The organism is Clostridium saudiense (assembly GCF_000577815.1).
GTDB classification, from domain to species: Bacteria; Bacillota; Clostridia; order Clostridiales; family Clostridiaceae; genus Clostridium; species Clostridium saudiense.
The window spans coordinates 42,095-54,983 of the sequence record NZ_CBYM010000025.1 but is presented as its reverse complement, the minus strand read 5'-3'; the positions used below and the strand labels follow the sequence as shown (position 1 = coordinate 54,983).

The following is a 12,889-nucleotide window of genomic DNA, read 5'->3' as shown; positions in this document are numbered from 1 at the left end:
TTTTTGATTTAAGTGATATTAAGTAAAATATTTTATAATATTCCCTCTGTTTTAAGTAAATTTTCTAATTTTTGAACTTTTTCTGTTAGAGTCATGAATTTTTGTTTTAATATAGCATTTTCTTCATTTCCCTCATTAATGTAGCTTTCCATTTCTTCTACAGCTTTTAATGCCTCATCGATATCTTTTTGAGCTAGTTTTAAATTTGATTCTTTCATTTATGTATCTCCTTTATTAGGTAACTAAAACTTGTATGAAAATCCTTCTAAGTACCCTTGAAGGTGAAAGTAAAACTCAAAAAATAGAATTTCACTTATGTTAATATCTTTATCCTATCACTAATAAATATGTGATGCAAGGCATATATTGTAAAGTAAAGAATAAAGAGAGGGGAAAAAAATGATTAACTATATATGGTTTGTAATGATTTTTCTGGGTTTAATAGTTGGAATATTTACTGGCAATGGTGAAGGAATATCTAATGCCATAATAGGATCTATTGATTCTACAGTTAGTTTTATAATTGGATTAGTAGGATTAATGTGCTTTTGGTGTGGAGTAATGAAGGTTGCAGAAAAAAGTGGATTTACAGAAAAACTAGCCAAGCTTATGAAACCAATATTAAAACTTATTTTTAAAGAATCAGCAAAGGATGAAAAAGCTTTAGGGGCTATAGTTATGAATATAACTGCTAATATGATGGGGCTTGGAAACGCAGCTACACCTTTTGGAATAAAAGCAATGGAAGAAATGGACAGGTTGAATAATGAAAAAGGGCGAGCTAGTAATGATATGGCATTATTTTTGGTATTAAATGCGGCATGTATTCAATTAGTTCCATCAACAGTATTATCTATAAGAGCAGCAGCAGGTTCCACAAATCCTGGAGTAATAATACTTCCAGCAATAATATCAACTGGTACTGCAGCCATTGTTGGTGTTATTTGTTGTAAAATTTTGCAAAGATATTTTTAGGATTATGGGGTGATATTAATGTTTAACTATATAACTAAAAGTATTATTCCTATAATAGTTTTAATTATTATTACTTATGGAATGATAAAGGGTAGAAAGGTTTATGATTGGTTTGTTGAAGGAGCAAAGGATGGATTAAAGGTTTGTGTAAATATTTTTCCTTATCTTTTAGCAATGATAATAGCAGTTCAAATATTTAGAGAAGCTAATCTGTTAGACATGTTAAACAATGCAATTGCACCACTTTGCAAACTAATAGATTTACCAAAGGAGGTTGTACCTTTAGTATTAATCAAGCCTCTTTCAGGAAGTGGAGCTATGGGAGTTTTTACTGATATTTTAAAAAATTATGGTGCTGATACCCCTATAGGTTTAGTAGCTTCGGTAATTATGGGAACTACAGAGACAATATTTTATACTGTAACTGTATATTTTGGAGCAGTTAAAATAAAGAAAACACGTCATACTGTTTGGGCAGCTATAATGGCAGATATGTCTGCTATTATAATGGCAATATTAATGGTTAAAGTACTTATTCTTTAATTATGAGTTAATACTGAAAAGTTAAGGATATTATTTTCAGAAATTAGTATGATTTTCATTAAGAATTTATATTATTCTTTTAAGTAATATTCTTAATTTTCATCATTATTAAAATTTAAAAAGGTGAAATTTGTAAATTAATATAAAGGTAAATAATTTTTTGAATGTAAAATTTATAGTGCGTTGTAAAAATTTTGGTTGTATAATATTAATAAAATAAATCGAATGGAGAATGATTATGGGGGAAGATAGATTTTACATTGTAAATGAAAGATCATTACCAGAGATATTTAAAAAGGTAATTGAAGTAAAAGAGAATATTGAACTTGGGAATGCAAAGGATATAAGTGAGGCTATAAAATTAGTAGGTATTAGTAGAAGTACATACTATAAATATAAAGATGATGTATTTCCAATGGGACAAGATATGCAGTCAAAAAAGGTAACTTTAATAATCTTAATGACACATAAGTCAGGAACATTATCTAAAGTATTAGATTGTATTGCTTTTTATAAGGGAAACATATTAACTATAAACCAAGATATTCCTATAAACTTATCAGCTAATGTAACTGTTACTATTGATATTTCGCATATGGAGAAAAGTATAAGTCAATTAGCTGCAAGGTTAAATTCTTTACCTAATGTTAGAAGCGTTAAGTTATTAGCAGCAGAGTAATAAAACTAAATGACAAAATATTATTTGCAAGGAGATAGGGCTATGAATAAAAATATTTATAAATTTAATAGAGATAATCTTTTAGATAAAATTAAGGATAATTCAATTGTGATTTTATTTGCAGGAAAGGCAATTCAGAAGACAGGAGATCAAACTTATCCTTTTACACCAAATAGAAATTTTTATTATTTAACAGGAATAAAAGAAGAAGATCATATATTAGTTATGACAAAAATTAATGGAGTAAAATCTTCTAAACTTTATATAAAAGACATTGATCTAGAGATGGAAAAATGGGTAGGTAAAAGCATACGTAAAGAAGAAGCTGAAGAGATTGCGGCTGTAGATGAAGTTAAATTCAAGAGCCAGTTTGACGGAGACATCCATGGAATGATTACTATGAAGGAAGAAATAAATCTTTATTTAGATTTAGAAAGAATGAGTGCAAACAGAGAAGGAACTATTTCACATAGATTTGCCAATGAAATAACAACTAAGTATCCACAAGTTAGAATAAATAATGTTTATAGTAAAATTGGTGAATTAAGATTAAAAAAATCACAAGAAGAAGTAGATAAAATAAAAAAAGCTATTGAAATAACAAAAAGCGGAATTGAAAAATTAATGTCTGAAGCTCGTGTTGGAATGAAGGAATATGAATTAGAAGCATATTTTGATTTTAATTGTAAGGTTAAAGGTGCAACAGGGCTAGCTTTTACAACAATAGCTGCCGCAGGAGAAAATGCTACAACATTACATTATGTTGATAATAATTGTGAGCTTAAAGAAAATGATTTAATTCTTTTTGATTTAGGGGCTGAATATAATTGTTATAACGCAGATATATCAAGAACATTCCCTGTTAATGGTAAATTCACTGAAAGACAAAAAGAAGTTTATAATGCTGTTTTAAGGGTAAATGAAGAGATTATCAAATTAATTAAGCCAGGTATGAAATATAAGGATGTAAATGAAAAAGCTACAGAGCTAATTGCAGAAGAATGTATAAAGCTTGGATTAATTAAAGATAAAAGTGAAGTAAGAAAGTACTACTATCATAGTATAGGTCATAGTTTAGGTATGGATACACATGATATTGAAACTCCGCATAGAGATATTATTTTTGAGCCAGGAGTTGTATTTACTGTTGAACCAGGAATATATATCGCCGAAGAAGGAATAGGAATTAGAATTGAAGATGATATCCTTGTTACAGAAGATGGCGTTATTAATTTATCTAGTGATATTATAAAGACTGTGGAAGAGATTGAAAACTTTATGAGTAAAAATGGAAAATAATATGTATAAAAAGTTATAAAATGGTATTGCAAATGCAATAAATTGATTATATAATCAATTTATAAATAACAAAAGTGAATAAACTAGGGTAGAGGCGCGAAAGTTAATAGTATTATTGATGAGGAAAGCACTGTGATTCAATAAGAAAGGAGCAATCGCCGAAGCGTACAACTAATGCTTTAAGGTTGTATAGCTGGGAATACATAGAATATATGTATTACTGTCACAAAGTATTTTGTGGTGAGCTATCATTTAAGACTTGTAGTTTTATAATTTTTTAGTACATACAAGGCCTTGAGTGTTAACTCAAGGTCTTTTTTTATTGTTAGTTTGGGGTGCCCTTATTATTCGCTTTTATATAAAATAAGGGGGAAAAAGAAGTGAAAAGAAGTTACAAAGTATTATTACTTACAATGCTAGTATTTATTTTTTCAACGTCAGTTGTATTTGCAGCAGAAGTTGAACCGGCGGTGAATGCAAATAAGTTTGGGCTATGGACATTACTACCACCATTAGTTGCAATAATATTAGCTTTTATAACAAAAAATGTTGTTATTTCATTGTTTATAGGTATTTTATCAGGAAGCTTTTTAATTAGTTTGGCAGGACATAATGTATTTGGGGCATTTATACAAGCGTTCTTAGATTTTGTAAATAGAGCTTTGAATTCATTAGCAGATCCGTGGAATGCTGGGATAGTTCTTCAAGTGCTTGCAATTGGGGGAGTAATTAATTTAGTTGCAAAAATGGGAGGAGCAAAGGCTATAGCAGAGGCTTTAGCTAAAAAGGCTAAGACGGTAAAAAGTACACAAATGACAACTTGGCTTTTAGGTTTATGTGTTTTCTTTGATGATTATGCAAATTCACTAATAGTTGGACCAATAATGAGACCAGTAGCTGATAAAATGAAGATATCAAGAGAAAGATTGGCTTTTATTATAGATGCTACAGCAGCACCAGTGGCTGGGCTAGCTATTATTTCTACTTGGATTGGATTAGAAGTAAGTTTAATTGGTGAAGGATTTAGTTCAATAGGTGTAGAGGCAAGTGGTTTTGGAGTATTTCTTCAAACAATACCTTATAGATTCTATAACATATTGATATTGGCATTTATAGTGATAACGGCTTTAACTTTAAAAGAATTTGGGCCAATGAGAAAAGCTGAGATTGCGGCAAGAAACAGAGATAAGAATATTAAAGATGAGGTTGCAGTTGAAGCAACAGCTCAAATGGATGAATTAGAGCCAAAAGAAGGTGTTAAGCTTAGTATATGGAATGCAATTATTCCAATAGGAGCATTAATAATTTCTGCATTAGTAGCATTTTATTATAGTGGATATAGTGCAATAATTGGTGGAGATCCATCTGCAACTCAAGAAATTATGATTAATTCACCATTTTCATTTAAAGGCATAATGGAAGCATTTGCTGCTTCAGATGCTTCTGTAGCATTATTCCAATCAGCATTATTTGCTTCAATAGTTGCTATTTTAATGGGAGTTTGTAAGAAAATATTTACTTTAAGTGAAGCTATTGAAGTTTGGGTTGATGGAATGAAAGGGTTAATAATAACTGGAGTTATATTAATATTAGCTTGGTCATTAGGATCAGTAATTAAAGAACTTGGAACTGCATATTATTTAGTTGAAGTATTAAAAGGGGCAATACCAGCATTCTTATTACCAAGTTTAATATTTATTTTAGGGGCAGTAATTTCATTCTCTACAGGAACTGCATATGGAACAATGAGTATATTAATGCCACTTGCAATTCCATTAGCATATTCAATTAATCCAGATATGTCATTTGTAGTAGTTTGTACAAGTGCGGTATTAACAGGAGCTATCTTTGGCGATCACTGTTCACCAATATCAGATACAACAATACTTTCTTCAATGGGAGCTGGATGCAATCATATTGAACATGTTAAGACACAAATATGGTATTCGCTATTTGTTGCAGCAGTAACTATATTATTTGGATATATTCCATCGGGATTTGGAGTTCCAATATATATAGTATTGCCAATTTCATTAATAGCATTATATGTAGGAGTACAAATATTCGGTAAGAAGGTTGAAGAAGCTTAAGCAATAAGAAAAATAAATAAAGAGGGCTATATATTAGAAGGGTTATGCAGAAGCATAACCCTTTTTTGATAGTTTTAATCTATAATGTAGATACACTTATATTTAAATTTTTTTATTATAAAATTCCAATTATTTATGTGGTGGTGGTGTTATAAGTTTATTAACTAATATTGAAATTACTATTCCAAGCAATGTTTCTATTATTCTGTTAGTTGCATAAAATAAGGGATCACTATAAGCATGAGCTGTAGTAACACCTAGGAATGCAATACATGTTATATTTATAGCACCTGGCCTTTTTAGAATATTGCATAGATAAATCATTAAGATAATACCTATAGCAATAATTAAGTATATAAGTGGTTTTGATATGTAAGCATTAGATATATGATTTTCTAATGATCTAAATAAGAATAAAAATATTAAGCCAAAACTAGCACCTAATATAGTACCTGCACCTCTATTTATACCCATATGAATTGAGTTATAAACAGTATCTTGTAAACAAATTACTGCAGTAAGGCAAGCAAAAAAAGGTTCGTTAGGCAAAAGTAACAAACATAGAAAAACAGCTATACCTGATTTTATTGTTCTAAGTCCAACCTTAGGAAATTGAAATTTTTCCATAATTAAGCCTCCTATCCCTTTAGATATTATATCTAAGAAATAGTCAAATTTCACTATTTAATATTATATTTTTTATTAAAATCAAAAAATGTTAAAAATTATATTTTTATAGATAAATTTATATATTATTCATACTTTATAATAAAAAATGATTTATAATTATTTTTAAGAATATATAGTAAAGTGGGGATAAAATGGATTTTATTATACTTGTTATTTTAGAAATAGTTCCAATAATATTATGGGCATGTGGATGGTATTTTGAAAATAAATATTCGAAATATCCTGATGTGAGTAGGGGATATAAATTTGGAAGTGCAAAAAATAGTAATTTAGAATGGGAGTATGGAAATAAGGTTGCTAGTAAGGTTTTTAGTACAACAGGAACGTTATTATTTACAATTATAATAATAGCAAGATTATTATTTGATATTAATATAATTACTATTATTTTCATATTATTTATTGTGATATGTGTAAATTTTATGATAATAGAGGGCATAATAAAAAAGAAGTTTAAAAATAAATAGAATAGGTTTGACAGTTTTTACATTTTAGCATATTATAAAATTAATAAATGCATAGAAGAGAAGAGTAGTTAAGGAATGTATCTAAAGAGAGCTAGAATGGGTGAGAGCTAGTGTTACTGAACTTTATGAAGATGGTCTTGGAGCTGATTATCTGAGCTTGAAAAAGTTAGGGTAATACGGGAGCAACCGTTATATTGCAAGGTGATGATAGTCACCTAATGAGATATTTATTGTGAAATAAATATGAAATAGAGTGGTAACGCGTATATAACGCCTCTATATGGGTATAAAAGCCTATATAGAGGCATTTTTTAGTTAGGAGTTAGAGTTTTTAGTTAGTAATTAAAATTAATGATTCTATTATTTTAAGCTATAACTTTTAGCAATAAATTGTTAACAAAAAAGAGGAGGAAGTAATATGACTAAAAAACCATATTATATAACTACGCCAATTTATTATCCATCTACTAAGTTACACATCGGTAATACTTATACAACAGTAGCAGCGGATGCTTTAGCTAGATTTAAGAGATTAAATGGATATGACGTAATGTTCTTAACAGGAACAGATGAACATGGTCAAAAAATTCAAAGAATAGCAGAAGAAAAGGGAATAACTCCTAAAGAGCATGTTGATGAAATAGTTGCTGGAATTAAAGAGTTATGGAGTATGATGGACATAAGCTATGATAAATTTATCAGAACTACTGATGATTATCATAAGAAAACAGTTCAAAAAATATTTAAGAAATTATATGACCAAGGTGATATATATAAATCTTCTTATGAAGGATTATACTGTACTCCATGTGAATCTTTCTGGACAGAAACACAATTAGTTAATGGAAATTGTCCAGACTGTGGAAGACCAGTTGAAAAATCAAAAGAAGAAGCTTATTTCTTTAAAATGAGCAAATATGCTGATAGATTAATGAAATATATTGATGAGCACCCAGAGTTTATTCAACCAGAATCAAGAAAAAATGAAATGGTTAATAACTTCTTAAAGCCAGGTTTACAAGATCTTTGTGTATCAAGAACAAGCTTTAACTGGGGAGTTCCAGTTACTTTTGATGAAAAACATGTAGTTTATGTTTGGATAGATGCATTATCTAACTATATATCTGCTTTAGGATATGGAAGTGAAAATGATGAATTATATAAGAAGTACTGGCCTGCAGACGTTCATTTAATAGGTAAAGATATCTTAAGATTCCATACTATTTACTGGCCAATTATGCTAATGGCTTTAGGTGAAGAGTTACCAAAGCAAGTATTTGGGCATGGATGGTTACTTGTAGATGGTGGAAAGATGTCAAAATCTAAAGGAAATGTTGTTGATCCAGTAGTTTTAGTTGATAAATTTGGCGTTGACGCAGTTAGATATTATTTATTAAGAGAAATTCCATTTGGAGCAGACGGATTATTTAATAATGAAATATTTATAAAGAAGATTAATTCGGATCTTTGTAATGACCTTGGTAACTTATTATCAAGAACGGTTGCAATGATTGAAAAGTATTTTGATGGAGTAATTCCAGCACCAACAGCTAAAGAAGAGATTGATAATGAATTAATTAGCTTAGCTATAGAAACTCCAATTAAAGTAACAAAAGCAATTGATAATTTAAGAATTCCAGAAGCATTAGAAAATGTATTTGAACTTATAGGAAGAGCAAACAAATATATAGATGAAACAACTCCTTGGATACTTGCAAAGGATGAAGAAAAGAAAGAAAGACTAGGTACAGTTTTATATAATTTAGCTGAAAGCTTAAGATTTGCATCTGTATTATTATCATCATTCTTACCAAGTACAAGTGAAAAAATTAATGCTCAATTAAATATTACTACAACAACTTGGGATTCATTATCAGGATTTGATGGAACAACACCAGGAACTGAAGTTAAAAAAGGTGAAGCTTTATTCCCAAGAATAGATGTAGCTAAGACTTTAGAAGAATTAGAAGCTATGAGATTAGCTCAATTAGAAGCTAACAAGCCAAAAGAAGAATATAAAATGCAACCAATTAAAGAAGAAATAACTATTGAGGATTTTGAAAAAATAGATTTAAGAGTAGTTAAAGTTTTAGAATGTGAACCAGTTAAAAAAGCTAAAAAATTATTAAAATTAAAGGTTGATTTAAATGGAGAAGAAAGACAGGTTATTTCAGGAATAGCAATGCACTATAAACCAGAAGAATTAGTTGGTAAATATGTAGTTTTAGTTGCTAATTTAAAACCTGTTACTTTAAGAGGTGAATTATCACAAGGAATGATATTAGCAGCAGCTACAGATGATGATAGCGTATTAAAGTTAGTAAATCCAGGTGAATTACCAACAGGAAGCGTTGTTAGATAAGTGAAGTTCTAAATATTTGATTTAGTTAACTGAACTTACACCTACGAGTGTTAATGAGTAGGTGTTTCATTAAAGTAGTGAGTGACAAGTGATAAGTTAAGGAATAAAGTTGGCATAAGCGGATTTTAGGAAATGAAAAAAAGGTCAGCTTTGCTGACCTTTTTACTATAACTCAAAACTATTAACTAAATAAAAGGGGGTTTTTTAATGAATATTATTATAGGTAATGCATGGCCTTATGCTAATGGACCTTTACATTTGGGAAGAATTGCAGTTTTGTTACCGGGAGATATTTTAGCTAGGTATCATAGGATGATGGGGGATGAGGTTGTTTTTCTTTCTGGAACAGACTGTCATGGTACTCCTGTAACAATGAAGGCAAAAGAAGAAGGAATAACACCATTAGAAGCTGTAGAAAAATATCATGAAGAGTTTAAAAAATGCTTTAAATCATTAGGGTTTTCTTTTGATATTTTTGCAAAAACTCATTCAGAGTATCATGAAGAAAAGGTTAAGTATTTCATATTAGAATTATATAAAAAGGGTTTTATATATGAAAAGAATGTAGAACAAACTTATTGTGAAAAATGTAATGAATATTTAGCTGATAGATATATTATAGGAAAATGCCCAATTTGCGGAGAAGAAGCAACTGGTGATGGTTGTGAAAATTGTAATGGTGAATTTGAAAGTAGTGAATTAATAGATATAAGATGCAAATTCTGTGATTCTGAGCCAGTTTTAAAAGAAACTAAACATTTATTTTTTAGCTTATCAAAATTCGAGAATGATGTTAAAAGATTATATATAAATCAAGATGGATGGAGAGAAAATGCAAAGAAGATACTAAAAAGATATTTAGATGAAGGACTAAGAGATAGGGCAGTAACTAGAGATTTTGATTGGGGTGTTGATGTTCCATTAGAAGGTTATGAAGATAAAAAAATATTCGTTTGGATAGAAGCGGTTATGGGATATTTAACAGCTAGTATGAAATGTCTTGAAGAAAGAGGCGAGGATTATAAAGAATATTGGGAAGGTGAAGATTCAAGAGTTTATTTTATTCACGGAAAAGATAATATACCTTTTCATACTGTAATATTCCCAGCAATTTTAGCAGGACTTGGCATAAAAAATCCTAATTTGAGAATAATATCAGGAGAACATCTAAAACTTGAAAGTAAGCCTTTTTCAGCAGTTAAAAATTGGGCTCTTTGGGCAGATTACGTATGTAAAAAATATAATGCTGATAGTTTCAGATACTATTTATCATTAAATTCACCAGAAGATAAAGATACTGATTTTACTTGGAGAGAATATATAAATATACATAATAATGAGTTAGTAGGAGAACTAAATAATTTTGTTAATAAGGTTTTATTATTTTCTAGGAAAAATTATGCTAATAGAGTACCTAATGGAAAGATGGATGAAAAGTTAAAAAATGAAATTTTGAATTTATATTTTGATATAGGTGATAAAATCGAAGAAGGTCATTTTAGAGATAGTTTAAATGACATAATGAATTTATGCAAAAAGGGAAATAAATATTTTGATAATAGTAAGGTTTGGGATTTATTAAGTAGTGATTCTGCTAAATGTAAAGATGTCACTTATAATTGTATTCAAATTATAGTTAATTTATCAAATTTATTATATCCATTTATGCCAGGAACTTGTGAAAAAATAAAAGTATCAATAGGATTAAATGAAAGTATTTGGAGCTTTACTGAAAAAAAAGAAGGATTAATTAAAGAATGTGAAGTTCTTTTTAATAAAATTGATAAAAAAAGAGTTAGTGAAGAAGTAGCTAGATTAAAAGAAAAGAAAAATTAACAAAAAAAACCTAGAGTTATTTCATTTGGGGGACGAATAACTCTAGGAAACCAACTTTACAAGATGGTTTTAGGGGTAAATAATAATGCTTTAACTACTTTACAGTTATTATAATAAACTTTAATTGTGTCATTTAGGTGTCAAATTTCTGAAGAAAATATTAACTATTCTTAATAAAAAATAAATTAGAGAAAGTTTTATGGTTGAATTTACTTAAAGGGGGAGTTTAGATGATTATAGCTATGATATTGACATTATTATTTATATTAATAATATTTGCAGCATTTATATGGCAAGCTGTTTGGGTTGCTATAGATTCTAGAAAAAAGGGAGAAGAATATTGGTGGTTATGGACTATTGCGGCAATAATAGCTTTTCCTATTGGATTAATAGTTTATGCACTTGTAACAAGAAGTGATAAAAGCAAATGTAATAATTGTGGAAAGGAAATTCCACATAATATAAATTCATGCCCATACTGTGGAATGAAATGTGGATTCTTTTGTCCAAGCTGTGGACAAAAAGTTGAAAGTGGATGGAATTATTGCCCTCATTGTACAACAGAACTTCCAGATGAAATAAAAGAATCAAAAGCTAGTAAGAAATCAAATAAAAAGGTAATGATTGCTATAGTAATTACTATTACTATATTAGCTTTGTTAATAGTAATTTCTTTTCTAGGTGTTATAACATACTCATTTAATGGAGAAGTTTTTAGTAGTAGTAAAAATGAGATAGTAACAAGTAATGATGCAGATGAAAGGGGATATATTGGTTCTGATTATGAAGTAGAATATACAGATATAAGAACTTACAATTTACGTGCTGGAATCAGATCTGTAGATTATTCTGGAACGAGAAAAAATGGAGAAGTAATAATTAGATTATATGATTCTCAGGGAAATTTACTATCAGAGTCTGAACCAATAAATTCTAAAAAATTTAATGATGTATTTGTATCTGATAATGGGTATGCTACTAAGATTGAAATAGAGTATATAAATTTTAAAGGAAGTTTTTATTTTCATTTTTAGATAATTAAATATTATTGAATAAGAAGAAACTCAGTATTAGCTGAGTTTTTTTACTTTATTTTGGTATAATAAACAATAGAATTATATTTTTAAGGGAGAATTAAGTATGGAATTTAAATATGAAATATTTGACACACATTCACATTATGATGATGAAGCTTTTAATGAAGATAGAGAAGCTGTCTTTGAACAAATTAAAAGAGAAGGAGTAGTAGGGATTTTGAATTGCGCATGTTCTAAAGCAAGCTTAAAAACTACTAATGATTTAACGATAAATTATGATTTTATATATGGAGCTTTAGGAATTCATCCAAGTGATGCAAATGACTATAATGATGATGTAAGAAAAGAGATAATTGAATTAGCAACAAATAATAAAAAGATTTTAGCTATTGGAGAAATAGGGCTAGATTATTATTGGGAAGAAAATCCTCCTAGAGATATACAAAAAAGAGTATTTAGAGAGCAAATGAAATTAGCAGAAGAATTAAATTTACCAGTAGTTATTCATGATAGAGATGCTCATGCTGATACATTAGAGATAATGAAAGAGTTTCCAAAGGTAATAGGTACAGTTCATTGTTTTTCTGGAAGTCTTGAATTTGCAAAAGAATGTGTAAAGTTAGGATATTATATAGGAATTACAGGTGTTGTAACATTTAAAAATGCTAGAAAAATATGTGAAGTAGTTGAAGGAATTCCATTAGATAGATTATTAGTTGAAACTGATTGTCCTTATATGGCTCCTGTGCCAAATAGAGGAAAAAGGAATAAATCGGACTATATACGATATATAATAGAAAAAATAGCCGAGATAAAGGAAATTTCTTCAAAAGAGGTTAATTTGGCTGTAAATGACAATTTCTATCGCTTGATTCATAATAAGAAATAAAGTAAAATAAATATTAACAATT

12 protein-coding genes, 1 riboswitch and 1 other annotated feature are annotated in these 12,889 nt (G+C 28.8%); of the genes, 10 read left to right on the top strand and 2 right to left on the bottom strand.

Going from position 1 to position 12,889, the window contains the following annotated elements; genetic code table 11:
- Window positions 1–32 precede the first annotated feature (32 nt).
- The gene (locus tag TY07_RS12055) at window positions 33–218 is read right to left on the bottom strand and encodes a hypothetical protein (protein WP_042400166.1); all 186 of its coding nucleotides are present in this window, start codon (window positions 216–218) and stop codon (window positions 33–35) included.
- A gap of 181 nt (window positions 219–399) precedes the next feature.
- Here TY07_RS12055 and TY07_RS12050 point away from each other — a divergent pair, with 181 nt between their 5' ends.
- The 5 genes from TY07_RS12050 to TY07_RS12030 all read left to right on the top strand — a co-directional run bounded on the left by TY07_RS12050 (window position 400) and on the right by TY07_RS12030 (window position 5,586).
- The gene (locus TY07_RS12050) at window positions 400–975 is read left to right on the top strand and encodes a nucleoside recognition domain-containing protein (RefSeq protein WP_042400165.1); all 576 of its coding nucleotides are present in this window, start codon (window positions 400–402) and stop codon (window positions 973–975) included.
- An 18-nt stretch (window positions 976–993) separates the two neighbouring features.
- Window positions 994–1,518, top strand: coding sequence for a spore maturation protein (locus TY07_RS12045; RefSeq protein WP_042400163.1), 525 nt, complete (start codon window positions 994–996; stop codon window positions 1,516–1,518).
- Between the two features lie 238 nt (window positions 1,519–1,756).
- The gene (locus TY07_RS12040; RefSeq protein WP_042400159.1) at window positions 1,757–2,197 is read left to right on the top strand and encodes an ACT domain-containing protein; all 441 of its coding nucleotides are present in this window, start codon (window positions 1,757–1,759) and stop codon (window positions 2,195–2,197) included.
- A gap of 42 nt (window positions 2,198–2,239) precedes the next feature.
- The gene (locus TY07_RS12035) at window positions 2,240–3,496 is read left to right on the top strand and encodes an aminopeptidase P family protein (protein ID WP_042400156.1); all 1,257 of its coding nucleotides are present in this window, start codon (window positions 2,240–2,242) and stop codon (window positions 3,494–3,496) included.
- An 81-nt stretch (window positions 3,497–3,577) separates the two neighbouring features.
- A riboswitch (Lysine riboswitch) is annotated at window positions 3,578–3,752 on the top strand.
- 124 nt (window positions 3,753–3,876) lie between these two features.
- Window positions 3,877–5,586 (top strand): Na+/H+ antiporter NhaC family protein, encoded by a 1,710-nt coding sequence (locus TY07_RS12030; RefSeq protein ID WP_341349577.1) that lies wholly within the window; start codon window positions 3,877–3,879, stop codon window positions 5,584–5,586.
- Window positions 5,587–5,715: 129 nt separating this feature from the next.
- Here the strand turns inward: TY07_RS12030 and TY07_RS12025 are convergent, their stop codons facing one another.
- On the bottom strand, window positions 5,716–6,213 hold the full coding sequence (locus TY07_RS12025; protein WP_042400154.1) for an FUSC family protein: 498 nt from the start codon (window positions 6,211–6,213) through the stop codon (window positions 5,716–5,718).
- Between the two features lie 194 nt (window positions 6,214–6,407).
- Between TY07_RS12025 and TY07_RS12020 the strand changes: the two genes are divergently transcribed.
- The 5 genes from TY07_RS12020 (at window position 6,408) to TY07_RS12000 (ending at window position 12,867) form a co-directional block, all read left to right on the top strand.
- On the top strand, window positions 6,408–6,743 hold the full coding sequence (locus TY07_RS12020) for a hypothetical protein (protein ID WP_042400151.1): 336 nt from the start codon (window positions 6,408–6,410) through the stop codon (window positions 6,741–6,743).
- A 43-nt stretch (window positions 6,744–6,786) separates the two neighbouring features.
- Window positions 6,787–7,024, top strand: a binding site (T-box leader).
- 137 nt (window positions 7,025–7,161) lie between these two features.
- Window positions 7,162–9,105, top strand: a complete 1,944-nt coding sequence (gene metG, locus TY07_RS12015) for a methionine--tRNA ligase (protein WP_042400148.1) — start codon at window positions 7,162–7,164, stop codon at window positions 9,103–9,105.
- A gap of 207 nt (window positions 9,106–9,312) precedes the next feature.
- A complete protein-coding gene (metG, locus tag TY07_RS12010) occupies window positions 9,313–10,941 on the top strand; it encodes a methionine--tRNA ligase (protein WP_042400145.1) in 1,629 nt (542 codons plus the stop codon).
- A gap of 230 nt (window positions 10,942–11,171) precedes the next feature.
- Complete coding sequence (locus TY07_RS17370; protein WP_052330713.1) at window positions 11,172–11,975, top strand: zinc ribbon domain-containing protein; 804 nt, start codon at window positions 11,172–11,174, stop codon at window positions 11,973–11,975.
- Window positions 11,976–12,081: 106 nt separating this feature from the next.
- Window positions 12,082–12,867, top strand: coding sequence for a TatD family hydrolase (locus TY07_RS12000; protein ID WP_042400142.1), 786 nt, complete (start codon window positions 12,082–12,084; stop codon window positions 12,865–12,867).
- The last annotated feature ends 22 nt before the right edge of the window (window positions 12,868–12,889 follow it).

What these genes read in the sequence shown, in the direction of transcription:
- TY07_RS12035 (WP_042400156.1), top strand. Translation starts at nt 2,240, where the DNA reads ATGAATAAAAATATTTATAAATTTAATAGAGATAATCTTTTAGATAAA.
- TY07_RS17370 (WP_052330713.1), top strand. Translation starts at nt 11,172, where the DNA reads ATGATTATAGCTATGATATTGACATTATTATTTATATTAATAATATTT.
- TY07_RS12000 (WP_042400142.1), top strand. Translation starts at nt 12,082, where the DNA reads ATGGAATTTAAATATGAAATATTTGACACACATTCACATTATGATGAT.
- TY07_RS12045 (WP_042400163.1), top strand. Translation starts at nt 994, where the DNA reads ATGTTTAACTATATAACTAAAAGTATTATTCCTATAATAGTTTTAATT.
- metG (WP_042400148.1), top strand. Translation starts at nt 7,162, where the DNA reads ATGACTAAAAAACCATATTATATAACTACGCCAATTTATTATCCATCT.
- TY07_RS12055 (WP_042400166.1), bottom strand. Translation starts at nt 218, where the DNA reads ATGAAAGAATCAAATTTAAAACTAGCTCAAAAAGATATCGATGAGGCA.
- metG (WP_042400145.1), top strand. Translation starts at nt 9,313, where the DNA reads ATGAATATTATTATAGGTAATGCATGGCCTTATGCTAATGGACCTTTA.
- TY07_RS12040 (WP_042400159.1), top strand. Translation starts at nt 1,757, where the DNA reads ATGGGGGAAGATAGATTTTACATTGTAAATGAAAGATCATTACCAGAG.
- TY07_RS12025 (WP_042400154.1), bottom strand. Translation starts at nt 6,213, where the DNA reads ATGGAAAAATTTCAATTTCCTAAGGTTGGACTTAGAACAATAAAATCA.
- TY07_RS12050 (WP_042400165.1), top strand. Translation starts at nt 400, where the DNA reads ATGATTAACTATATATGGTTTGTAATGATTTTTCTGGGTTTAATAGTT.
- TY07_RS12020 (WP_042400151.1), top strand. Translation starts at nt 6,408, where the DNA reads ATGGATTTTATTATACTTGTTATTTTAGAAATAGTTCCAATAATATTA.